This is a genomic window from Dyadobacter sp. Leaf189, assembly GCF_001424405.1.
Lineage (GTDB): Bacteria > Bacteroidota > Bacteroidia > Cytophagales > Spirosomataceae > Dyadobacter.
Window position 1 is genome coordinate 639,451 of the sequence record NZ_LMPS01000006.1, and the last position, 22,965, is coordinate 662,415.

19 protein-coding genes are annotated in these 22,965 nt (G+C 47.8%); 7 read left to right on the top strand and 12 right to left on the bottom strand.

The window, feature by feature from the left end; genetic code table 11:
• The 9 genes from ASG33_RS21275 to mnmE form a co-directional block, all read right to left on the bottom strand.
• Window positions 1–1,461, bottom strand: coding sequence for a hypothetical protein (locus tag ASG33_RS21275; protein ID WP_056290271.1), 1,461 nt, complete (start codon window positions 1,459–1,461; stop codon window positions 1–3).
• The gene (locus ASG33_RS21280; protein WP_056290275.1) at window positions 1,458–5,129 is read right to left on the bottom strand and encodes a PKD domain-containing protein; all 3,672 of its coding nucleotides are present in this window, start codon (window positions 5,127–5,129) and stop codon (window positions 1,458–1,460) included. The genes ASG33_RS21275 and ASG33_RS21280 overlap by 4 nt, the downstream gene beginning before the upstream one ends.
• A 1-nt stretch (window position 5,130) precedes the next feature.
• Complete coding sequence (locus tag ASG33_RS21285; RefSeq protein WP_056290278.1) at window positions 5,131–5,694, bottom strand: hypothetical protein; 564 nt, start codon at window positions 5,692–5,694, stop codon at window positions 5,131–5,133.
• A gap of 69 nt (window positions 5,695–5,763) precedes the next feature.
• Window positions 5,764–6,975: an aKG-HExxH-type peptide beta-hydroxylase gene (locus ASG33_RS21290; protein WP_056290281.1), complete on the bottom strand. Its 1,212-nt coding sequence runs from the start codon at window positions 6,973–6,975 to the stop codon at window positions 5,764–5,766.
• Complete coding sequence (yhhC, locus tag ASG33_RS21295; protein ID WP_056290286.1) at window positions 6,972–8,156, bottom strand: cyclophane-containing peptide 2OG-Fe(II) oxygenase YhhC; 1,185 nt, start codon at window positions 8,154–8,156, stop codon at window positions 6,972–6,974. The genes ASG33_RS21290 and yhhC overlap by 4 nt, the downstream gene beginning before the upstream one ends.
• A 30-nt stretch (window positions 8,157–8,186) precedes the next feature.
• Window positions 8,187–9,305: a radical SAM protein gene (locus ASG33_RS21300; protein WP_056290290.1), complete on the bottom strand. Its 1,119-nt coding sequence runs from the start codon at window positions 9,303–9,305 to the stop codon at window positions 8,187–8,189.
• Window positions 9,306–9,348: 43 nt separating this feature from the next.
• Window positions 9,349–9,660, bottom strand: coding sequence for a hypothetical protein (locus ASG33_RS21305; protein ID WP_056290293.1), 312 nt, complete (start codon window positions 9,658–9,660; stop codon window positions 9,349–9,351).
• Between the two features lie 383 nt (window positions 9,661–10,043).
• Complete coding sequence (locus tag ASG33_RS21310) at window positions 10,044–11,708, bottom strand: S8 family serine peptidase (RefSeq protein WP_056290295.1); 1,665 nt, start codon at window positions 11,706–11,708, stop codon at window positions 10,044–10,046.
• A 29-nt stretch (window positions 11,709–11,737) separates the two neighbouring features.
• On the bottom strand, window positions 11,738–13,105 hold the full coding sequence (gene mnmE, locus ASG33_RS21315) for a tRNA uridine-5-carboxymethylaminomethyl(34) synthesis GTPase MnmE (RefSeq protein ID WP_056290298.1): 1,368 nt from the start codon (window positions 13,103–13,105) through the stop codon (window positions 11,738–11,740).
• A 106-nt stretch (window positions 13,106–13,211) separates the two neighbouring features.
• Here mnmE and ASG33_RS21320 point away from each other — a divergent pair, with 106 nt between their 5' ends.
• The 7 genes from ASG33_RS21320 (at window position 13,212) to msrB (ending at window position 20,835) form a co-directional block, all read left to right on the top strand.
• A complete protein-coding gene (locus tag ASG33_RS21320; RefSeq protein ID WP_056290301.1) occupies window positions 13,212–13,838 on the top strand; it encodes a 7-carboxy-7-deazaguanine synthase QueE in 627 nt (208 codons plus the stop codon).
• Entirely contained in the window at window positions 13,793–15,751 is a 1,959-nt protein-coding gene (locus tag ASG33_RS21325; protein WP_229238772.1) for an OmpA family protein, read from the top strand. The genes ASG33_RS21320 and ASG33_RS21325 overlap by 46 nt, the downstream gene beginning before the upstream one ends.
• Before the next feature lie 162 nt (window positions 15,752–15,913).
• Window positions 15,914–16,876 (top strand): thioredoxin-disulfide reductase, encoded by a 963-nt coding sequence (trxB, locus tag ASG33_RS21330; RefSeq protein WP_056290306.1) that lies wholly within the window; start codon window positions 15,914–15,916, stop codon window positions 16,874–16,876.
• A 76-nt stretch (window positions 16,877–16,952) separates the two neighbouring features.
• Complete coding sequence (locus tag ASG33_RS21335) at window positions 16,953–18,032, top strand: M23 family metallopeptidase (protein WP_056290309.1); 1,080 nt, start codon at window positions 16,953–16,955, stop codon at window positions 18,030–18,032.
• 8 nt (window positions 18,033–18,040) lie between these two features.
• Window positions 18,041–18,769: a bacillithiol biosynthesis deacetylase BshB1 gene (gene bshB1 / locus ASG33_RS21340; RefSeq protein WP_056290312.1), complete on the top strand. Its 729-nt coding sequence runs from the start codon at window positions 18,041–18,043 to the stop codon at window positions 18,767–18,769.
• Window positions 18,770–18,841: 72 nt separating this feature from the next.
• Entirely contained in the window at window positions 18,842–20,182 is a 1,341-nt protein-coding gene (locus ASG33_RS21345) for a sensor histidine kinase KdpD (RefSeq protein WP_157474885.1), read from the top strand.
• A gap of 86 nt (window positions 20,183–20,268) precedes the next feature.
• Window positions 20,269–20,835 (top strand): peptide-methionine (R)-S-oxide reductase MsrB, encoded by a 567-nt coding sequence (gene msrB, locus ASG33_RS21350; protein WP_056290318.1) that lies wholly within the window; start codon window positions 20,269–20,271, stop codon window positions 20,833–20,835.
• Window position 20,836: 1 nt separating this feature from the next.
• Here the strand turns inward: msrB and ASG33_RS21355 are convergent, their stop codons facing one another.
• From ASG33_RS21355 to ASG33_RS21365, 3 genes are read right to left on the bottom strand one after another with little or no spacing between them, the layout of a single operon-like run.
• On the bottom strand, window positions 20,837–21,538 hold the full coding sequence (locus ASG33_RS21355) for a DUF3575 domain-containing protein (protein ID WP_056290321.1): 702 nt from the start codon (window positions 21,536–21,538) through the stop codon (window positions 20,837–20,839).
• Window positions 21,535–22,296 (bottom strand): LVIVD repeat-containing protein, encoded by a 762-nt coding sequence (locus tag ASG33_RS21360; RefSeq protein ID WP_056290324.1) that lies wholly within the window; start codon window positions 22,294–22,296, stop codon window positions 21,535–21,537. Before ASG33_RS21360 ends, ASG33_RS21355 begins: the two co-directional genes overlap by 4 nt.
• 41 nt (window positions 22,297–22,337) lie before the next feature.
• On the bottom strand, window positions 22,338–22,874 hold the full coding sequence (locus ASG33_RS21365; protein ID WP_056290327.1) for a hypothetical protein: 537 nt from the start codon (window positions 22,872–22,874) through the stop codon (window positions 22,338–22,340).
• Between the last annotated feature and the right edge of the window lie 91 nt (window positions 22,875–22,965).

Consider the following 22,965-nt stretch of genomic DNA (forward strand, 5'->3'; position numbering starts at 1 on the left):
TCAGCAGTCTTTTCTTCTCAATGATTCCACTTTTGAAATAATGGAAACCACTTCATTGAAGATTTTCTCGTCGTCAAGTTTCCTCAGAGCCTCGCTTACGGTGTTGCCTTCAAAGCTTTGCGCAATCTCGAAAAGCTGTTTGGCAGCCTGCTGTTCGTCGTCTTTGAGATAACGCTGCATCCTTCCCAGAACCTGTCTTGCCTCATTGAGGTGCTCGGATGTGATCGTTTCCTTGCTGTCCGGGTTCCAGGCCATATTTCTGGCCTGATCGGCATATTTATCATACAGGTATTGCAGATATTCGGTATCCTCTCTATTTGCCCTCAGCTTATCTACGCGTTGCAGGATCTGATCTTCATTTTCAAAATAAGTATCAATCGCAAAACGGCCGGTCAGTGTCCGGGACAGATATTTTTCGCGGAAAACCTTTTCAGTCGCCACGTCACCCGAAATATCACGACGGAGCACCGATTTTGCAGCCTGGGTAGAATTACAATCGCTGCATTTATCTTCATTTCCACCTTCACCGCCTCTACAAACAATGGATCCGGAGTCGCCTCCGTCGGACATCCATGCAGTGACGATCTGATTGTCAAAAGTAGCCGAGCCAAAATCGTAGCCGATGGAAACAGTAGCATCTATTTCCGTTATTGTGGAACTCGTATACTCGGTGGTCCGTCCGACTTTCTCAACGTTCATACCGATTTCTGCTGCTGCGACGGCATTCCCGTTCAGGAAATCAATCTGCAATGTTTTCAATACATCATCAATCGGATTCATGATCGTACGGTTGCAGCTTCCTGCGAAAAGCAAACCAATTGCAGGGTGGTCGGCTGAGGGTACCGGCATCAGGTTATTCTTCATTTCATTGATCACATTCCCACGGTCTGTCACCTGGGCAATAGCCGCATCAATGGTGTTCCCCGTCGCATTGATCATCTGAAATCTTTTCAGCGTGGCGATCACGTCAGCAGGCACGACCCCGCCGTCAAAAGAACCCGGCTGGATAATACTATCTCCGAGCGCAGCTGCATTTTCATCGGCCAGCACGTGGTTATTGCTCAGGATACACAGCGAACCGTCCGTTCTGTCCGTAACCAGACAGCCAAGTGTTCCTGCTGTGACGTTGAAATGCCCGATGCTGATGCCCGAGGGGGCCGGCCTGTCGCGCCCGGTAAATGCGAGCGGGTAGATAGGACCCGTTTCCACGACATCCACCTGCACACTATCTCCGCCGATGAAAAGTCGTCTTGGCAAGAGCTGGGAAAGCGGTAAAAACGCCCGCGGCACTTTTTTCATGACATATACGACCACGGCAGGATCTTCGGTAAACCGGTTATTCACGATCCTGCGACCAAATGCCATACCAACGACATTAGGGTTTTTGAGCCACTGCCCTACATTGACCTTTTTAACCGACCTGGCTAAAATCCGGTGTTTGTGAAATTCTTCCTTGTTCATTGTTTCAAAGTTTTAATGTAAAATGGATGCTCTTCTTGCTTATAACTGGTCTTCCGAAAGCACACTTTTGCCAGTCCGGCTTCTCCTTTCAGCACGATCTGGACCTGGGAAATCCTACTCCCCTCGACGGTCACCACGAAAGCCGGATTATTGAGTTCTTCATTTTTCTTCGAGATATGCACGCCTTCACTATCGCTGGCGACAATCCCGACGCCGATAGATCGGTGGTACCTGAATTCCAGCGTCAGGTCCTCTACGGGCTGCCCGAACCTGAGCAGCAGCCCGCGCCTGATTGCCAGACAGGGAATGTGGTCGGGCGGGAATGAAGACGTGATAAAGTTGGCCATCCCCGTGGAAGAAATGAATGTGACGCGTTTGTAAGTCCATTCAGCAGGCAGCTCCTGCTTTTCTTTCACATCACTGAAATCCACGCAGGTACTCTTTTCAGGCACCGGCTTATCGACCGTTTCACAGGAAATATTCTGCATCGCGATCAGGTCCGCCACGTCAAAACAACATTCGTTCGCCTGCCTGTCCGCCTGACTTTCCAGACCGAGGAAAACCGTAATAAGGTTCTCCTTCGCACAGGTCCGCTGCATCAAATGCGACCAGGCCCGCTCTGTGTTCCCTTTCGACCAGATCACCCGTGGCGACGCCGGGTCCGTTTGTCCGAACGGATCGATACCAAGTCTCGCAAACCCGCTGCCGCTTTGGAGCATATACCTCGCTTCCACCTGATATACCCAGCCCGGATTGGCTTTGATTTGCTGGTAAATACCTGCCGAACCACCACTCAGCACTATTCGCTGGGAGCTTAACCCATCGAGCACAAGGCATTTTTCACAATAAAAAACCGCCTCGCCTGTTTGTCCCGCAGCTGAACGGGCCGGGTTTCCGGCTAAGGCGAACGGGTGCCAGCAATTGGCTACTTTTCCTGCGGGATGATATGAAAATCCTTCATTGAAATGACCGTTCTGAATCCCTGTTACCTCCACGATGGTTTGCGATTTACCTACACCACCATCATCGTCGGTCACAACACATTCGGCATAAAAGCTGCCGCATTGTTTGTAGATGTGGGAAGCGACTGCTGTGCCTTTGGCAGCAGGCGGCTTGTTGGTTCCCTCCACCTTTGCCATTTTCAATCCCGAACAATCGCCGAAGTGCCAGGTAGCTACGTGCGTGTCGCACCAGCCGGGATCTGTGAAATCGCCTGTCAGCGTTATCGGGCTGCATGTGTAGGCATATATTCTCTCCGGAGTTACGACCGTCGGCGGGACATTCAGTACGGTTACCATTTTTGTTGCCGTGCCCACGCCCCCATTGTTATCGATCACCTGTACACTCACCGCGTACACGCCATTATCGCACCAGGCGTGATGGATTTTGGTGACACCCTTTGATTTTGGTTTGATATTGGTTTCCTCGACAAAACCTTTTTTGGTAGGCTGATCGTCGCCAAAATTCCAGACGGACCAGTGGGTATCGAGGTATTCAACGTCTTCAAAGTAAGCTTCCAGCGTTACGATTTCGCCTTCATTGACTGTGATATCGGGCCCGGCATCCACAGTGGGGCCAACATTTTTTACCCTGACCAAACCAAAATGCCTGCTTTGAGCCCCTCCGAATTCATTGACCTTCAATCCATGCTTGGCCAGGTAAATACCGCTGTTGTCGTAAGCGTGAAAAATAGTCTTTACGGGTTGTGTCGCGCTACCGTCGCCGGGGTTCCAGAAATAGTCAGCCTGCGGATAAATGCGTAGTGCTTTCAGCTCGGCTGCCTGAACGGCGTTGACGGTATACTTCTTAGCAGTGGTGGCAGGAACGACCTCCGTAGTTTCACAGCTACTGATCACCTCCATTTGTCCCGAAAGAACCAGTCCGGTGTCAGAAATATCGACAGGATCAAAGAAAACGGCTTTCACCCTGCCTATGTTGGAAAGCTCGGGCGGCCACGCGGTAATCCCTTCCACAGCACCAGAAACGCCATTTACGAGCGAGTCGCTGCCGATATTTTCTACGATTGCCTCCACGACCAGAATGATAACAATGGAGATAATGCCGATCAGAACGCCCCCAACACCGAATGATATGACCGCAAGAATGATCGCAACGATCCAGAAAGCAATGCCCTCATCCACATCCACATCGGGATCTCCGATGATATGGTGTTTGAGCTCCTGAAAACCTTCTGCGCTCTGGACACCGCTGGGTTCCCAGTGAAGGCCCACATTAGTTGTAAAATCTGCATCCACATCAATAGAACCCAGCACCGCGTCAATTACAGTCACTGAGCCCGTCAGGCGAATTGCGTGGTTGACCACGGATATATTCAAGCTATTGAGATCGACATCCTTGCCGTCTTCATGGAAACGTTTGGGAAAACTGTCAAATCCGTTCTCCGCAATTGCCTGGCTGATTTTTTCTTCGAGAGAAGCCTTGCTCATGGCGATACTAAACTCCATCGGGGCAGGAATGAAGAACGTAATCGCATCAATATCGGCCCCCTCGCCTGAGTTCAGAGCGATGTTCAATGAGTCGGAAAACACTTTTACATCGACACTATTTACTTCAAACTCGTCATCTGAGGCAGTCGGTGTCCAGATCGAAATATGGCTTCTGGATGACAGCTCTGTAAAAAACAGATCAGCAATGGTAGCCTCAATTTCAGCGGAAGAAGGAATGGCAACTTCCCTGTTTCCCAGATCGTTGGCAAACGTCACGCCTTTGCTCCGCAACTGTGCAGACAGTACCGCTTCAAGGTCCAGCGCCGAAAACCGGGCTTTATTGGTGTTGTAATTATTCGCTTCGTTGGGGTTTCCGGCTATATCCGATCCGGCACCGGCAATCGGCCCGACGGATACATTGGCCAGTACCACATCGCCAAACCGCGCCACGTATTTTTCAGGATGTTTCTCAAAAGGCGCGTCGATGATCAGCCGCGTTTCAATTCCCATCGGCGCTTCGATATGCAGCGGACCGATGCTATCCGGGATGAATGCGTACATGCGCAGATAAACGGGTATGGATATACGCAACGTAGCGGGATCAGGAAATGAATTCAGGATCTGGCGCGCAGGGTTCGCCTCGTCGTCATAAATCTGTGTGGTCGTACTGCAAGTACCGACTCCAAAAGCCACATTATTCTGAACAATCAAATGTGGTATCTGCTCGTCTTCGTAGGCTTTATGTACATAGTCCTGCAACAGCTCAGGTATACTTGCATCCAGCGGGTGCCCCGCATCCAGCACAGCCCACACATTGGCACGGACCATATCACCGAGCAGGATACCTACATTCTGCGAACCGGGCATGGTGTTAACAGGCGCCTTGGCGTGCAATATTGTATGAAAATCGAGCAGCCGGGCGGAAGGTACCGGCGGATCACCGATTTCGATCTGCACATTAATGCCCAGTATCAGCTCTACACCGCCTACATCCGTTGCGAAAGCAGCATCGAGTTCGTCCTGCGGGATCTGCACTTGTCCGTCCACCACGGGGAAACCCCCGATCGTACCCACCGCCGGAATATCCATAAACTCGGGAATGCGCCCCGCATCATCGGGCTGATCCGGACATTCGGCTGACTTCCAGGCTCCTTTCAAGGCTTTAACGACAACGCTTTGAGAAGCTTGAATAATTAATTCAAATCCATGTGTATCTGCCATGTCAATTCGATTTTCTCTTTTTCAGCTTGATGTGCAAATGAATGTTGGAATCCTTGCCATACTTTCCCTGACGGATCTGATCGTAGGCAAACCGGTCACCGAAGGCGGCCACAGAGGCATCTATTTCCCTGAAAGCCAGGAGCGGCCCGATCACGGGATGCAGGCCGGCATAGGTGTTCAATGTATCGTCCGCCTCCCCTTTCCGTCTGGGACGTACCGGTTCACAGACCGGACAACCTTTGTGATCAAATGCTTCTATGTTCAGCTCGTCAAACAGCACCCTGTTCAGGTCTCTTTCCGAACGGATATCGAATGCGCCGCCTGCCTCGCGGTGAATCGTTGAACGCAGTTCGTCCAGTTTCGCCGCCGTTTCCGGGCCGAAGCGGAGCCTGTCTTCCACCTTATCCAGAATATCCGGATTGATCCGGTAACACAGTTCGGCGAGCGCCAGCAGCGGGTTGACAGCAGCTGCCAGTTTCAGGTTTTCGTCGTTATTAAGTGCAATGGTAATTTTGGTAACGGCTTTCTGAAGGTCTTCCCAAGAATTTAAAACAACTTCCGACATAAGCGATCGTGTTTAATGTTTGCTGGTACACCGAGTGTAAGCGGGAAAGCACTTTGGATTGATCCCAGATCAGTTATCTCCAAATGCGGAGATCATTCCTGCGAAAATGGCATTTCCTTCAAGCGTGAACCTGGCGTGTTCTTCGAGTATTTGCAGGGCTACCTGTACTTCGCCGCGCCTGATCGTGATTTCATTTTGTACCGGCGCATTGTCAGGCCAGATTTTCGCTGCCTGCCGGTAGAATTTCAACACTGCCAGAAACGCGTGGGCGCCAAGCAGAACCCCGGATATCGGCCGCAGATCGGGTCGCCAAGGATGCTTGTAAATCTTCGCTGAGTCGCTCAGCAGAACGGGCACAATGGACCTGTACAGATCCATTTTCACATGAGATAATTCATGGATAACAGACTCGGCCAGCAGAAACGGCCACGCATCTTTGCGTACCGTTAATTGCAAAATGTAGGGAAGCTCGTTGGTCGACGCACTGTTCCAGCGGTGTGACGGCATTGACATCGGCAGTACGCCGTTGAAAAGCAGGCTGATATCGGGCATACATTCGGGCCACACATCTTCGATCAGGTCCAGCGACCTGGTGAATGCAGCTTCCAGATCGGCCAGGTCCATTTCCGAGGGTTCCTCCTCGGCAAGGCGGAGCTCGCTCAACTCACCGAAAAAGGAGCTGTTCAGCAGTTCAATGTGATAACGTGTGATAAAAACGCGCTCCGCAACCTGTATGCTGCCCCCGGCCCGCACAACAGCCACCTTGCACGCTTCGGAAATATGTATCCGGGTATCCGCAGCTGCGAGATCAATGGAACCGTCGTGGTTGGCACTGATCATGGCAAGATCGTCCGAACTGGTGTGTGTATATACCTGCCAGCTTGTCCCGATCGGACAATACTGATCTGCAAGTGGTATTTTGCACTGATAATTTTCACCGGGAAATTTCGGTAAGTATTTTATCAAAATGACGGGCAGATATAGTAAATGAGAATCTAATTCATTCTCGGGCTGCTTTAACATTCTGTTCATCCTTTTTAACCAGGCTATAAAGAAAACAGACCGGAATATCTCCACACATTCTTCCGTAGTAGCATGGACTGATACATTGATCAAAAGATCATAGTTACGATGTGAAATGTTGAAGTCAGATTTGTTTTGAATTATTTCCAGAATGTGGTTTAATGAATATGCTTTGAGCAATGCATGCAGACTCTCCGTACCCGATCCGTGGATCGGTATCGCGGTCATCACTTCGTCATTTTCGATTGAATATTTCATAAAACATGATGAGAATAATTGAAGTTGTAACTATTGAGAATGCGCTCGTACTGCGCTGCTGGTATTCTGTCAGCGATCAGTTCAATTAATGCAGCAGCCTGTTGCATATTCGCATGATCCACGGCCAGGTGAAAAGATTGTTCAAGCTCATTTGCCAGGATCAACATTAAAATGGAAGTCACTTCTGATGTATTAATCAGCATTGATTCACCATTCAAAAGTGTAGTATCAAAAGAATTGTCATTTGCCAACAAATCCTGACAAAATTGACTGGTATTTAAATTACCAAAGATATAAACCAACCTTTCCGCTTCCTCACCAATTAGTTCTGCAATATCTTGTCGCCTCTCAGGATCGATTAACGCCTTTGAAAAAGAGCCGGTGCCATATACGCTGTGAAATAATCCTGCAAGCCAAAGGTAACGTGGTGCATTCCAGCTACGGAGAATGTTTGCCGTGCCAATTAAATGCGCCATTAATGTGCGGTTTGTGTGGTTGACAAGATCTGCACCTTCTTGTTTTAGAAATGAGATATACCCTTTCAATTGATATTCAGATCGCAAGAATCTGGTATTGGAAACTTCCGGACCTAACCCCTTTTTCCAGAACGAATAAATCAATGAATATCTGATTCCTTCCTCAACATCCGATACCGCGTGAAAGGAATTGTCTGACAATTCAAATGCGAAAGCCGAATTATTAACAGGCCTTACAATCTTATTGATATTACCGATATTATTTTCATTTAGCACAACCAGATGTCCACCAAACCGATCAGAGAAATGGCTGTTCAAATGAATAATAAGACGGTGTGTTTCGGTACCATCATGTGGAGAATCTGTATGAATCCCCACGCCCAATCCCTGCGTGAATTTATGTGCACAATAGCTAATCCTTGTCTCACTAAGATCTACTTCCATATGTTTTTCGATCAGCTTTCGGAAGTAAGTAACAGTGGGCCGGCTGAACAAACCGTCCAGCCCGTCGAGCCTTCCCATACTCAGGTTCATGCAATCGAATTGATTGAAAAAGGAAGAAGTATGTGGTTGCCATTCCGCCTTTGTATCAAACCAATGGACAATTTTTCGCGTAAGATCTTCCGACAATATGCCGTCCACAGTAAGGTGCGGGTAAGGTTTGTTGAAAGAGGCAATGTTTTTGGAATACCGGACTGTTTTCATTTGCAGCTGGTTAAAATTGTTACCTGGATACTACACGTATATATCCTCTTTGAGTCGCTTCCAGACGTGGCCGAATATCTCTTTAAGATCGTCGCAATAGATGCTCGCATTGTCAAATTCATTCTCCGCAGACCAGCGCGAAACGATAGGCCCGCCGCCGCATGCATTCAGAAATTCGCACTTCTTGCACCTTGCATTGACATTTAGAGACGCACTTCGGATTTTGCTCCACAGGTCATTTCCCTGCACAGCCTGAATGGGATCCGTTTGAATATTGAGACTGCTCGTCACCGCGCCTTTGCCTAGTACGCGCATCACATCCAGCCCTTCGATGCTTCCGTCCGTGGAAATAGTGACGGTAGTAATCGCGCCCAGTCCGAGTGTAATCGAATTACTCTGCCCTCCGAGAAGACCTTTTACCATGGAAGAAATGATCCGGATCGTGACACCTGAATTTGCGTGGCTGTCGTACCAATCATCAAAAAGATCCTTATAGAAAACCGCAATCGGCTGAACGGTATCTCTATATGTTGCATCGGGAATCAACACATCGAACTGTTTGACACCCACTTGTTCGACAAAAAAATCGATGATTTCCATCCCATTCAGCGCAGTGGAGAACACGGAAATAATGCCCGGCTCTATTCCATTGGTTTGCAAGAGCCTGATTTTTTCGGTTATCCTGTCGTAAGTTCCATTCCCTTTGAAATCGATCCTGTTTGCATCGTTGAATTTCCTGGGTCCGTCCAAACTTATGCCGACACCAATTTGAAATTCTTTAAAGAAATTAATCCACTCTTCCGTAATTAATATTCCATTGGTCATGATGGAATATCTGATCCTGCAATTCGTTTGGATTGCTATTTCACTTAACTTGTTCATGAAGCGCCTGAACCTTTTTAATCCAAACAGCATCGGTTCGCCACCGTGAAAACCTATTAAAAATGTTTTTAAATGGTATGTATTTATATGTGCTTTTAATTGCGTGCATAAAGCCTCTTCCACTGATTCGGTCATAATCGCGGGCAGATCATAAACAGACGGATCTTTAAACCAATAGCAATAACTGCAATTGATATTGCACCGACTTGCCAACTTGACCAGCAAGTCGGTGCAAACATAATTTTCTGGTTCAATTACATTTTCCAAAGCAAATGTTATTTATGCGCGGATATAAATAATAGATATTTCACTACTGGTTCCCGCCCGGAGCATCGGGTTGATCGAGATTTCTGACATTAATTTCAGGATTTATGATTCTATTTTTCAGAATATCCATTAAATCCGCCCCAGGTGACTTATCGTACGAACGGTCATAACCGGGATGTGTTCTGTCATACGAAGCAGCATCAGATATCTGACCGATCATCTTATCAACTACATCTTCATGCCCCCGGATTTTGACAGTCAGCTGAAACTTTTCTTGCAGTTCTTTCAACATTTCCGGGGTAAGATGGTCTGTATTCCCCGTTAGCACAGTACGAGTTACTTGTTGCTTTGACATAGTTTATAAAATTTAAGTTGATTATTGGATACTTGTATTTCGGGTGGGCAATTGTGTAGGCAATAGGAATCCTGTCTTTCGTTTGAAAGTATTTGGTAACAACAGATCGGCGCAATATTATTGCTGTTGTTAATTCCGGTAAATTGTCAATCAGTGGGAAATTAAATCGCTTATGCGATTCGCGGAGTAGACATGGGCTGGGGTAAACAGGCCCTCGCTGTCAATAGAGAATCATTGACCGTATTCTAATTCGAGCTTTTGCGATACAATACTAAACTTTAATATGAAATATTGTGGCTGCCGATGGATTAAAAGTAGATATTTTAGTTTGTTAGTTCAAACATTATCTGACTATATTATTAACCGGTTTTCACCGCTGACTTTCATTTTCCTCTTGCTCTGGCAAGTGCCGAAGCCGTTTCCATGTTAGCAATACCATAGCCATAAGGAACCACAGGATGACTGGCCCGGTCACCGGATTTTCTGATAATATCGATCAGTTCCAGATTGGTCAGTTTGGGATAGGCCTGCCATAGGCAGGCTGCCAGACCACACAGGATCGGACTTGCATACGAAGTACCAAAGCGAAATTCGCTTTCTCCAAGTACATTCATTACAGCGGCCCCGCCTCCTAATGCCATCACATCAGGTTTTATGCGATTATCAACAGTAATGCCATACGATGTAAAACTGTCGGCTTCCAGAGATTTATGTACAGAACCAACTGTTAGTACGTTTGGAGAATCAGCAGGAGTCCCAACCCAGGACTGCTCATTTCCGGCGCAATTAACGATCAATATTCCCTTACTGGCGGCAACATTGGCTGCTCGACTAGCCATTGCGGTCTTACCGTCCATGTCTTTAAAGCTGTATACTATTGATGGGAAAGTATATCCAGTGCTGTAATAAAGAGATGAATTGATAATATCAACACCTGCACTGTCTGCATATTCCGCGGCATTGACCCAGTAATCTTCTTCAATGGGGTATTCCGAGGATTGATCCTCGGTTCTCAGCAGCCAATAATTCGCCTCTGGTGCTGTGCCAACATAATAACCAGGAACGTTTGCAGCCAAACAGGATGTGACCCATACGCCGTGACTATCTACGCTATACGGATCATCATTTTCAAATATGAAAGATTTGGCTCCTTTAATATTTACGCTTTTAAAACCTGCATTATTTTTGAGATTGATGAATCCTGCATCAATAACTGCAATATCAATACCTGCTCCTCTGTACCCTTTGTCATGGAGATACTGACCGTTGTTGACACTGATGTTATTACGGGCCGTTCCATAATCCAAGGGATTGGTGTTATCAGTGGCTACCGAACCTACCTGGGGAATATCCTTATATTTTTCCGTACTGGAGGATTCGGACCTTTTTCCTTCCCACACAAGTACGACTTCTTTTACAAATGGCAATGCCTTGTACTGATCAATCAAAAACTGATCCTGGCAATGAACACTTACGGTACTGAGCCATTTACTTTTAGCGACAATTTTTCCGCCTACCTGCTGAATGATCCGAAGGTAATCTGCGGAAATCGGAAGGTCCGTTTCATTCACTTCTATATCTTGTTTGCGCCTGCGCTCAATGGCTTTTGCTGATAAGAATGCTCCCGGACTATTTAGATTTAGATCTGTGGTGCCCTTATCTTTTAGTACCAACCTGTATTTATAATCATAGCCATCTGTAATCGTTACCTTACACCGCGCCTGGGCTTTGCCATTAATCAATTTTGCTATTACGTAAGTCTCGCCAGCACCTTCCGGCCACACGACACCATTTGTATCTACCCGGGCAATCCTTGGGTTTTCACTGCTCCATACGAATGACAGGTCTTCGCCCGGCTCATACTCATAGTTTTGAAAGGTAAGTTTTAAGCGCTCGCCGTAGGGCTCTTCCTTCGCCAGTTTGACTTCGGAAGGTTCGATGGAAAGCGTCAGAGCCTTTGGAGGAATTGGTAATTCCTCTTTTTTACAAGCCAAAAACAATATGAAAAATATTACTACATACACACACTTCAAATTTTTCAATCTCATATTTACTGGCTACTAAATTTTTATTAAGTCTACTTGCCAATGCAAAATTTCCTGAAAATATTTTCAAGCAGGTCATCCGTCACAATCGTTCCCGTAATCTCTCCCAGGTGATGGAGCGCCAGGCGGATATCTTGCGCCAGGAAGTCGCCGGTGACGCCCAGGGATAATCCGTTAACTACGTCCGTGAGTGAGTCGAATGTTTTTACAAGATGTTCGTAGTGCCGCAGGTTGGTGACTACTGTGTCGGCAGCGGATTGTTTGTGGACCAGCGAAATGAGCTTCGTGGTCAATGCCGCCAGGCCGCTCTGCATTTGGGCGGAAATAGGGATAAGATCATCGTCCAATGCATGCAGACGCACATTTTGGCCATTATCAGTGTCAATTTTGTTCAAAACAAACAACACCTGCTTGTCTTTCGGCAGCGATTCTGCAAGTACCTTGATATCGTTGTAAGTTTCTTCACTGTCAAAAAGGAATATCACGATATCCGCCTTCGCCATCGCAGCTTTGGAGCGCTCTATGCCGATCGACTCCACTAGATCAACTGTTTCGCGGATGCCGGCTGTATCAATAAACCGGAACTTGATTCCACCAAGGATCATGGTATCCTCTATCACGTCGCGCGTTGTGCCGGCAATGCTGGTCACAATCGCCTTTTCTTCATTGAGCAGCGCATTCAGCAGCGTAGACTTCCCTACATTCGGCGAGCCGATAATCGCGACCGGCACTCCTTCCTTGATCGCGTTACCCGCATCAAATGATTCGATCAATGGCGCAATAGTCTCTTGCAGCGAGTCGATCAGTCTTTTTAAATCGTCACGCTGGGCAAACTCAACATCCTCTTCGCCGAAATCGAGTTCAAGTTCGATCATCGAAGCAAAATGGATCAGCTCTGACCTTAATGAAGTAAGCTTTTTGGAAAAACCGCCGCGCAACTGGTTCAGCGCCGTTTTGTGACTGGACTGCGAATCTGCGGCGATCAGATCAGCCACAGCTTCTGCCTGTACCAGGTCAAACTGCCCATTCAGAAATGCACGCTGCGTGAATTCGCCCGGCTTGGCAATGCGGGCACCTTTAGATATAAGTACTTTGAGAATCTGTCTGATAATGTAATCAGATCCGTGACAGGAAATTTCCACCGAATCCTCTTTTGTAAATGAACGCGGTGTTTTGAAGACAGTGACCAGCACCTCGTCGATAACCTCGATCCCGTCTGAAATGGTCCCGAAATGGACTGTGTGGCTGTCTGCCTTTTCCAGGTTCTTGCCTTTAAATATGCTGTTAACAATGGAAATAGAGCCTTCTCCCGAGACCCTGATCACGGCAATTGCCCCTACTCCTGAGGGGGTCGCCAACGCGCAAATAACTTCCTGCTGGTGAATTGGTACAGTATCCATCCTGCAAATATGTGACTAAATCTACGGTCGGGCAAAGATCAGGCGGACGAATGCCGCGCCGAGTGATTATGGAAATCGGCAATTTCGATTTTCGTATCTTTGCGGCATGTTAACCGAAACTTTACCAATCTACACAAAAGCACTTCCGGTGATGGAAGCGTTTTATACTTTACAGGGCGAGGGGCAGCACAGTGGGCGGGCCGCTTATTTTATCCGCCTCGGCGGGTGCGAAGTAGGCTGTCACTGGTGCGATGTGAAAGAATCCTGGGACGCAAATGCGCATCCCAAGTACCCGATCGATTCCATTGTGGAAGGCGCTTTGCAATATCCCGGCCGCCTGGCCGTGATTACCGGCGGCGAACCTTTGATGTATAACCTGGATGCACTTACCAGCGCATTGCAGGAAGCAGGATTTAAGACGAACATCGAAACTTCGGGCGTTTACCCGTTCTCGGGGCATTGGGACTGGGTTTGTTTTTCACCTAAAAAATTCAAGACCCCGCACCCTGATATTTACAAGAATGCCAACGAGCTAAAAGCGATCATTTACAACAAAAGTGATTTCGATTTCGCAGAAGAGCACGCCGCGCTGGTCAACGAAAACTGCACATTGCTGATGCAGCCGGAATGGAGTAAGCACGATATCATGCTGCCTTTGATGATTGACTATATCAAAGACAATCCCAAATGGAAAATGTCGTTACAAACTCACAAGTTTATGAACATTCCGTAATGCGCTGGGCCGTCTTTTTAATTGTTATTCTAAGTTTTTCAGGATCGTTCAAAGTGGTGGCACAGGAGGCTACCCTATCCCGGAAAGGACGAGAAAATTATGAAAAGGCGCAAAAAGCGTGGCAGCAGCGCCAGCTCGGCGAGGCCATTATACTGTTTGAAAAAGTACTTCAGGAAACTCCCCAAAGTTACGACACCCATTTAAGGCTCGCGCAGATCTACGAGTTGCAGCGCAATGCCGATCTTACCCGCAAGCATTACACGCTTGCTACCCGGCTGAAACCCGACGCGCCGCAATCAGGGCCGGGATTTCAGTGGCTGGGCAGGTACCATTTCCAGGCTGAGCGTTACGATTCGGCGCAGTTTTATTTCGAAAAAGCGATCAAGCTTTTTCCGCCAAAATCCAGCTTGTTCAGGCTGGCCGAGAAGTCGATCGTCTCGTCCAAATTTGCCGCAGAAGCGATCAAAAAGCCGCTGGCTATCCAGAAGAAATCAATGGGCGATACTGTCAATTTCCTCAGGACACAGTACTTCCCCGTTTTGACAGCCGATAATGAAACGTTGATTTTTACGGGGCTCACCGAGGAGCGCGATGAAAATATCTACGTAACAAACCGCAAAAAAGGCAGCGACGCAAGTGGCTGGGATGTTCCAGAAGATATTTCACCCGCAATCAATACCATTAATAATGAAGGAACGTGCAGTGTTTCAGCTGACGGTCGTACCCTCGTTTTTACAGCCTGCAACCGGCCCGAAGGCTATGGAAGCTGCGATTTATACATATCACATAAGGAGGGAAAAGACTGGACTACGCCCGTGAACCTCGGCGAGCAGGTGAATACCCGCGACTGGGAATCACAGCCATCACTTTCCGCTGACGGACACACCCTGTATTTTGCTTCCGAACGAAAGGAAGGAATCGGGAAAAGGGATATCTGGGTTACCACATTAAATGATAAAAAGCAGTGGAGCGCCCCGAAAAACCTCGGACCGGCTATCAATACGCCCGATGATGAAAACGCGCCATTCATTCACGCAAATGGCCGGACCCTCTTTTTTGCATCCGACGGCTTAGCCGGAATGGGCGGTTTCGATATTTTCATTTCTCAAAAAACAGACACGATCTGGGCGGCGCCGAATAACCTCGGGTATCCCATTAATACTGTTGCAGATCAGGTCGGGCTTTTCATTGCTTCCGACGGAAAGAGCGCTTATTATACCGACGACAGTTCCGATAAGGGAAAAGGCCGCTCGCTCATCTATACTTTCGACCTGCCTGAGTCGCTGCAAAATATGATCGTACCTACAAGGTATGCCAAAGGCAGGGTTACCGACAAGAAAACGGGCCAGCCAGTCGCTTCTGATATCGATCTTTTTGATCTGAAAACGCAGGAGAAAGTGGGCGCATTCACTTCCGATGCCCGTACGGGCTCTTTCCTGGCTGTGCTTAATAAAGGAGGAGAGTATGCATTTTATGTTTCAAAACCGGGGTACCTGTTTAAAAGTCTTTCTTTCTCGGTCAGCGACTCAGTATCTTTTGTTGACCTGCAAATTCCTCTGGAGGCAATAGAAAAAGACCGGGCGGAGATCCTGAATAACATCTTTTTCCAGACTGGCAGATACGAGCTGGATGAAAAATCAAAAGTGGAGCTCGACAAGATGGCAGACTTCCTGACCCGGAACAAAGATGTAAAAATCGAGATTTCAGGGCACACCGACGATGTAGGTTCGGACAGCGAAAACATGGAATTGTCGCGCCGGCGTGCGCAATCTGTGCAGCAGTATTTGCACAAATCGGGTATTGCGCAGCCTCGGATTTTGTCGAAAGGTTATGGGGAAACAAAGCCCGTAGCGGCCAATGATACGGAAGCGAACCGTCAGAAAAACAGGCGCATTGAGTGGCGCATTCTCTGACAGCTTGCATTACGGGGCTAAATTTCGCACTTTTGTTGATCTGTCGCTGTTGTACTATACGAGTGCCGCAAAGGCCTTTTCAATTCCACACACTTATTTTTTCAAGTGAAATCCTGAATAGATTTTGTAACGTTTTTTTGTATACGCTAGTTATTGTCACCCATGTCATCTGAGAAAGTTTCCTGCCTAATTATCGGCTCCGGCCCTGCCGGATATACTGCCGCTATATATGCATCCAGAGCAGGATTGAATCCTGTACTATACCAAGGCGCCCAACCAGGCGGCCAGCTTACCATTACTACGGAAGTTGATAATTACCCCGGGTATCCCGACGGAATTACCGGCCCCGAAATGATGATCAATTTTGAAAAACAAGCCAAACGTTTTGGAACTGATATCCGCTACGGAATGGCGACGGAAGTTGATTTCACTTCCTACCCGCACAAAGTGATCATTGATAACAAACACGAAATCATTGCCGACGCAGTGATTGTGTCCACAGGCGCTTCGGCGAAGTGGCTGGGCATTGAAGGAGAAGACAGGCTGAATGGCCGCGGGGTATCTGCCTGTGCGGTTTGCGACGGTTTCTTCTTCAGGGGCCAGGATGTGGTAGTAGTAGGTGCCGGCGATACGGCTGCGGAAGAGGCAAGCTATCTTGCAAAACTTTGCCGCAAAGTATACCTGCTGGTACGCCGTGATGAAATGCGCGCTTCCAAAATCATGCAGAAACGCGTTGAAATGCTTCCAAATATCGAAGTGCTGTGGAACACAGAGACTGTGAAGCTGAATGGAGATGAAGGACTTGAATCTGTTTTGGTAAAAAATAATAAGACCGGCGAGGAGCAACTTCTCGACGTAACCGGTTTCTTTGTAGCAATCGGCCACAAACCTAACACGGATATTTTCAAAGGATATCTGCACATGGACGAAACCGGCTACATTCAAACTGTAAAAGGAAGTGCCTGCACCAATATTAAAGGTGTATTTGCCTGCGGAGATGCACAGGATAATGTGTACAGACAGGCGATTACAGCAGCAGGAACGGGATGTATGGCGGCTTTGGACGCAGAGCGTTTTTTGATGGAGAGAGAAGTGGAAGAGATTATCGAAGAAACAACAGCTTAATTTTTGCCCAACCCCTAAAATTTAGTCAGACTACATAGGAGCTCTCCGCTTATATGTAGTCTGACCCATTTTAAATATGAAAGTAAAGCTTATTGTAAGTTTGCTGATGATGGTGTGTTTGATTTCATGGAACACGCAAGCGCAAGAGCGAGGTAAATTCAGAAGAAACCCGAAGATTAACCAGTCCGGAAACAACGCCAACGAAGGACCAACCACCAAGGCTACCGTTCCCCAGCCCGAAGATGAATACCAGGTGGAAACCTCAAACCTGAAATTTCAGAACCAGTTTGAGCCCGTAAAACCCCTTAATCCTGTTGTAAACGAAGATACCACTACCATTGACGAAGGCGAGACTGAGGTTGTGGAAGTGGTGGATTCCTTGCAGGTAGGTGATGAATGGGTAAAAGCAGCAGAATACTACGTGATCTGGGATGCGCGAACAATCAACCCCTACGGACTGAATCCCCTTGAATTCGACGAGCCGGTTGATCTGACACTATACAACGAGGCGCTGAACCGCAAATGGAGCACGCCGATGGAAAGAACCCCTACTACTTCCAATTTCAGCTACCGCTGGGGCCGCTGGCACAATGGTACCGACCTGGACCTGGAAACCGGAGATACGGTAAGAAGTACTTATGACGGAATGGTCAGGATTGTTGCCTGGGACGGATCTGGCTACGGCCGCTTCATTGTTGTGCGGCATTACAACGGACTTGAAACTCTATATGGTCACCTTTCCAAACAAATGGTCGAATCCGGCCAGATTGTCAAGGCTGGTGAAGTGATCGGGTTAGGCGGAAATACGGGAAGAAGCTCCGGCTCCCACCTGCACTATGAAAACCGTTACGAAGGAAATCCATTTGACCCGAGACATATTTTTGACTGGGACAATAAGACCATCAAATCAGACCATTTCCTGCTGACCAGCTCGGTTTGGAACCATTTAAGAGGCAAATCCAACAGAAGCGAATTTGAATCCGGCGATGCGGCACCTGCTGCTTACAGCCGGTCTGTATTACACAAAGTACGCCCTGGCGACACGCTGGGCGCTATCGCAGAACGATATGGAGTGAGTGTTTCTTCCATTGCCCGCCGCAACCGCATGTCCAGCCGCTCTACGCTGCGCATCGGACAAAAGCTTCGCATTAAATAATCAAAAACATGAAACTTGATATACTCGCCATCACAGCTCATCCGGACGACGTTGAGCTGTGCTGTGCCGGGACTTTATTGTCTCAAATGGCCCTCGGCAAAAAGGTCGGGATCATTGATCTTACAAGAGGTGAGCTTGGAACGAGGGGAACGCCCGAAGGCCGCATTCAGGAAGGTAAAGATGCAGCAGCGATACTGGGCGTAGCTGTGCGGGAGAATGTGGGATTGGCTGACGGTTTTTTCACAAACGACGAAGCGCATCAGAAAGCGATCATTCCATTTATCCGAAAGTACCAGCCCGACATTGTGATCACCAATGCGATCGACGACCGGCATCCTGATCATGGCCGCGGAGCCAAACTGGTCGCAGACGCCTGCTTTTACTCAGGCCTGAGAATGGTGAAAACATATGACGACAATGGAAACGAGCAGGAAGCGTGGCGCCCCAGACAAGTGTTCCATTCTGTTCAGGACAGGTATATCAAGCCTGACTTTGTTGTGGATATCACCGACTTTCACGACCGCAAGATAGAAGCTGTGCGTGCTTTCAAAAGCCAGTTTCACATACCTGATTATCAGATTGAAGGCGAGCCGCAGAGTTACATTTCCACTCCTGAGTTCCTGGAATTTATCATTGCACGTGCGCGTGAAATGGGACACGCGGTGGGTGTCAATTTTGGGGAAGGCTTTACCAGTGCAAGAATGCTCGGCGTGCGTGATATCGGCGCATTCATCTGATTGAAGGGAACACTTCAACCCGCTATTTTTCACCTCCTTTCAACGTGAATTTCTTTGTTTAAATGCAATGCTTTGATCAACAAGATTCACAGATTTATATCCAAATACTGGCAGTACCTGCAAGGTGATAGTGACCTGTTTTCACTTCAAAGCAGGATTTACCATTTTGCATGTACGGCCACAACGCTGGTAATGCTGTACGTATTTGCATTCAGCCTCTTCACCGGCCTGATCGCAGAGGCGGCTATCACCGCTGTACTTATCCCCTTCCAGATTTTCCTCTACTACCTGTCCAGGTTCCGGGAGCGCACCACGCTCTCGTTCAACCTGTACATGACAGTGATCTATATCTTTTTTATAGCCTCTTACCGCATTGGTGCGGGAATATCAGGGTCAACGCTCCTGTCTTTCGGTCTCGTGTACTTTTTGTCGCTGACGATCGGCCCCAGGAAACAATACCTTGTCCTGACTGTTGCGAACATTGTTATCGTAGGCGGACTGCTTGTAACTGAGTACCTGCATCCGGAGTTTGTAGTAGCAGGTTATGCCAATACCGAGCAGCGGTTTATTGACATTGGTTCCACTTATATAGTCAGTGTCGTCGTGATTTTGATTACGCTTGGCTACATCATCGGCAGCTACCGCGCGGAAAGGGAAAAGGCGGAACAACGCGCAATGCTTCTGGACGAGCTGCACGAGGAGAAGGCGAGGCTGATCTCGGTAATTTCACATGATTATCAAACGCCATTGATCTCGCTGAAAAAATACCTGGAAATACTGGGCAGCTACGAACTGAGCCAGGATGAGCGCAAGATGCTGGAAGCCGAACTCAGCCATTCTGTTGTAAATACGCAGAATCTGCTCCTGAACCTGCTGGCTATAACCAACGGGAACATTGAACCGGGATCGGATGTGGCCCGGCAGGATTTCAAGGTCAGCGACGCCATTGATGAAACATTCCGGGTGTACAGCGGCATTGCAAAGGAAAAAGGGATCAGTCTTAACTCCGAGATACCTGAACACCTGACTGTTTATTCCGAGCCTAACCTCTTCTCTGTGGTGATCAGGAACTTCATTAACAATGCAGTAAAGTATTCAGGCAAAAACAGCACGATCACGCTTTCTTATTCGGGGATAGATACTTTTCATGAATTTTGTGTTGCAGACAATGGCCCTGGAATCAGCAAGAATGCCCAGCAGGCGATTATAGAAAGCTGGGAAAACAAATTCAGGAATACCTCCCGATCCGGCGGCCTGGGTTTGGTGCTGGCTAAAAAGTATGCAGACGCAATCCACGGCAAGATCTCCTTTGCCAGCTCACCGGGAGCCGGGACTAAATTCTACCTTCGGATTCCCGTCGCAACCAGTGACATTGAGCAAGCAGATCAATTATCAGCGCTGCACCAGGTATAAAAGAAACTTCGCAAACAATGGCTTGTTCACAACTATATCCGATCATTTATCGTATATATGAAAGAAACAAACCATTAATCAGCAACATGAAATATATAGTAACACTTGCCGCCTCGGCCGTGCTGATGCTCATGCTTCAGAACTGTTACGGGCAGTCGGCTTCAAAGCCTGCTGATCAGAAAAAGGCTCCTGAATATTCCCGCTCTGATGCCGCTCCGGTGAACAAAAGCAACCAGGACTGGCAGAAGATCCTTTCTCCGGAGGTATATGAAGTAGCGCGACTGAAAGGTACCGAAAGGCCATTTACCAGCGAGTACGAGCATTCGAAAGAGATCGGGACGTTTTATTGCGCAGTTTGCGGGAATGCACTTTTCAAAAGTGACGCCAAATACGAGAGCGGCTGCGGCTGGCCCAGCTTCTTTGAACCGATCAATAAAAAATCGATTATCGAAGCGCAGGATAACAGTCACGGAATGCGCAGGACGGAAGTAATGTGTGGCCGTTGCAAGTCGCATTTAGGCCACGTTTTCGACGACGGCCCGCCGCCAACCGGTTTGCGCTACTGCATCAACGGTGTTGTACTAGACTTTGAAAAAGCGAAGACCGCCGAGAAAAAGTACGCTGATAAGAAAAAGGCAAATACAGGAAGCTGAGTTACTCGCTTTCCTGGCGGATCTTGCCCAGCACAACGCCCAAATGAAAACCCAACACCAGGCTCGGCACAACATAGTGCGTGCCTGGTGTTGTTTCTGACCACATTTCTCGCGGAGACTGTACCCTCGCATTTCCCAGTCCGGGTGTAAGTGTCTTCACATTAATGTTTCTCAGACCGAATCCTGTAAACAGGTCCAGCGTCATCCGGCTGGGGAAATAGAACTGCCAGCCCAATCGGGCATGTCCGGCAGCCGCAGTCCTGCCTATTTTCACATCCTTGTTTTCAGAATAATTACAGCCGCCCGAGCCTGAACAATCCATTCCTACCCATTGATTTTGACGGTACACTACCCTTTTGTACATAAACTCGCCTGCAAAATAGCCTCTCACACGCTGCTTGCTGAAATAGTAGTATCGAAGCTGCGTGCGGCTTTTGTAAGTTGATTTATCAGGAACTGTGGTCACTTCATAGTACCAGAGATTGAAGCTGGAATGTCCGTATCCAAGGTCCTGCTGCAAGCTGACCCCGCTCTTTCCGAGCGGGACTTCTACCCCAAATTGAATCGTATTATCACTGTCGAACATCGCGGCAGGCGAATACTTGATGATCACGTGGTTAGCTGCATTTTCCGCGTTAATCTGCGCGTGGCTTAACGTGGTACCAATCAGCAAAAACAGTTCTATTAAAGCTATATTCTTCATAGTACCGGGATTTTGCTGAGTAGTTCATATTCATTTGAATTCCCGAACTTGTATTGGTACAGTCCTTTTTCGCCGGTCACGATCAGGTGATTTGGTCTGACGATCACGTCATAAGCAGGAACGTCGCTGAAATTATATTTGTCGACAGGAAGTGCGGGGTCTGATATATCCATGACCCGGAGTCCATTGCTTCCTTCGCACACAAACAGCTTGTTGCCCGACACACCGAGCCCGTAAGGTGAGGCCATTACCTGCGAATGTACCAGCGTGGGATTGGATGGGACAGACACGTCTATCACATCTAATGAACTCAATGTATTTCCCCGGCGGCAGGCAACGCCGCTTCTCAATGTCACATAGGCGTATTTGTCCTGAACCACGACCGGGTCGCAGGATTGTATGTGCGTATACTTGGTCAGCAACACCGGACTGACGGGATTGGCATTATTATAAATGTACATACCGTCATTGGCACCTATGAAGAGGTTGTTTTTGTAAGGGAAAATCGTCTCAATGCCCACATTCATTTCTTTACGCACCGTCCTGACAGGCGCCTCTCCTTTTGTGATGTCGTACACTTCCAGGGATTGCTTTGAAACGATGTAGAGCGTATTGCCGGTAATTGCAAAACGCGCCATTGAGCCGCCCGTGCCGGTTTGCGGACCAACGCTGCTTTCGCCATCATTGCAGGCAGTCAGGATCATGCAAAGCCCCAGCAAGGCAAGTCCCAGAAATAGAAAAGGCATTAATTTTTTCATGGCAAGATGTAAAAAGGGTTTTTTATCTAAAAGAGGAAGTGTTATCTGAAACATTTAGGCTGCGTTGTCATCGGGACCTTTTCCCAACCTGCTACAACGCCTTTTTTGCTGTCGGCGCATTCAAAGTAAACATTCTGGTAGGGCGGGAAATTATTGACCGAAATGGCATCATTGATCGTCTTCACCAGTTTCGGTGAAAGCGGATCGGATATTTCGAAAACGAGCAGGTTTGACAGGTTATCAGCATACAGCCAATTTCCCTTTACAGCAATATCATAGTTGCCGGTAATGGAGATAAAGGAAAGGTTTTGCGGATTTTTGGGATCTTTATTATCAATAATGTGAATGCCCTTCCCTGTTTCATTTACAAAAATATAGGGATCGAAAAGGTAGATCTTGCCAGGCTGGACGAGCGGCTGTGCGGCAGCTACCTGAACCTTCGCAGCTTCGTCCGCAGTCGCATAAATGGGTTTGTAGCCTGTACCATCGAAAGGCACGCCATTGGGCGCATTGTCGTTCGGCTCAACGCAGGCGAGGCAGATCAACACGAGAGAGAGAAGGCGGAAAGAATTTTTCATAGCTAGCTGTTTACGAGATCAATTGACAGACACGCTGCCCGCTGAAAACGTTGCCGCCGCTTACACAAAATCCTGAAATAGCCGCTTAATA

What these genes read in the sequence shown, in the direction of transcription:
- ASG33_RS21275 (WP_056290271.1), bottom strand. Translation starts at nt 1,461, where the DNA reads ATGAACAAGGAAGAATTTCACAAACACCGGATTTTAGCCAGGTCGGTT.
- ASG33_RS21280 (WP_056290275.1), bottom strand. Translation starts at nt 5,129, where the DNA reads ATGGCAGATACACATGGATTTGAATTAATTATTCAAGCTTCTCAAAGC.
- ASG33_RS21285 (WP_056290278.1), bottom strand. Translation starts at nt 5,694, where the DNA reads ATGTCGGAAGTTGTTTTAAATTCTTGGGAAGACCTTCAGAAAGCCGTT.
- ASG33_RS21290 (WP_056290281.1), bottom strand. Translation starts at nt 6,975, where the DNA reads ATGAAATATTCAATCGAAAATGACGAAGTGATGACCGCGATACCGATC.
- yhhC (WP_056290286.1), bottom strand. Translation starts at nt 8,156, where the DNA reads ATGAAAACAGTCCGGTATTCCAAAAACATTGCCTCTTTCAACAAACCT.
- ASG33_RS21305 (WP_056290293.1), bottom strand. Translation starts at nt 9,660, where the DNA reads ATGTCAAAGCAACAAGTAACTCGTACTGTGCTAACGGGGAATACAGAC.
- ASG33_RS21310 (WP_056290295.1), bottom strand. Translation starts at nt 11,708, where the DNA reads ATGAGATTGAAAAATTTGAAGTGTGTGTATGTAGTAATATTTTTCATA.
- mnmE (WP_056290298.1), bottom strand. Translation starts at nt 13,105, where the DNA reads ATGGATACTGTACCAATTCACCAGCAGGAAGTTATTTGCGCGTTGGCG.
- ASG33_RS21320 (WP_056290301.1), top strand. Translation starts at nt 13,212, where the DNA reads ATGTTAACCGAAACTTTACCAATCTACACAAAAGCACTTCCGGTGATG.
- ASG33_RS21325 (WP_229238772.1), top strand. Translation starts at nt 13,793, where the DNA reads ATGGAAAATGTCGTTACAAACTCACAAGTTTATGAACATTCCGTAATG.
- trxB (WP_056290306.1), top strand. Translation starts at nt 15,914, where the DNA reads ATGTCATCTGAGAAAGTTTCCTGCCTAATTATCGGCTCCGGCCCTGCC.
- ASG33_RS21335 (WP_056290309.1), top strand. Translation starts at nt 16,953, where the DNA reads ATGAAAGTAAAGCTTATTGTAAGTTTGCTGATGATGGTGTGTTTGATT.
- bshB1 (WP_056290312.1), top strand. Translation starts at nt 18,041, where the DNA reads ATGAAACTTGATATACTCGCCATCACAGCTCATCCGGACGACGTTGAG.
- msrB (WP_056290318.1), top strand. Translation starts at nt 20,269, where the DNA reads ATGAAATATATAGTAACACTTGCCGCCTCGGCCGTGCTGATGCTCATG.
- ASG33_RS21355 (WP_056290321.1), bottom strand. Translation starts at nt 21,538, where the DNA reads ATGAAGAATATAGCTTTAATAGAACTGTTTTTGCTGATTGGTACCACG.
- ASG33_RS21360 (WP_056290324.1), bottom strand. Translation starts at nt 22,296, where the DNA reads ATGAAAAAATTAATGCCTTTTCTATTTCTGGGACTTGCCTTGCTGGGG.
- ASG33_RS21365 (WP_056290327.1), bottom strand. Translation starts at nt 22,874, where the DNA reads ATGAAAAATTCTTTCCGCCTTCTCTCTCTCGTGTTGATCTGCCTCGCC.